Source organism: Paraburkholderia sp. SIMBA_054, from assembly GCF_046534875.1.
Classification (GTDB): Bacteria; Pseudomonadota; Gammaproteobacteria; order Burkholderiales; family Burkholderiaceae; genus Paraburkholderia; species Paraburkholderia hospita.
On the sequence record NZ_JAWRXV010000980.1, the window covers coordinates 1 to 263 of the forward strand.

Genomic DNA, 263 nt, shown 5'->3' on the forward strand with positions numbered 1-263 from the left:
GCGCTGGTCTCGGCGGCGGTAATGATGAACGCGAACAGACGCTCAATCAGCTTCTGGTCGAGATGGACGGCTTTGAAGCCAACGAATCGATCATCCTGATCGCGGCGACCAACCGCCCCGACGTTCTCGATCCCGCGCTCTTGCGTCCGGGCCGTTTCGACCGTCAGGTTGTGGTTCCGAATCCGGATATTGTCGGTCGCGAACAGATTCTCAAAGTGCATGTGCGCAATGTGCCGCTTGCACCCAATGTCGATCTCAGGGTT

Annotated in this window: 1 protein-coding gene; it reads left to right on the plus strand. The window is 58.2% G+C overall.

Annotated features, from left to right (window positions below):
• Positions 1-263, plus strand: a 263-nt coding sequence (locus tag SB822_RS58055) for an AAA family ATPase (RefSeq protein WP_410859235.1), incomplete at both ends; no start/stop codon positions are given.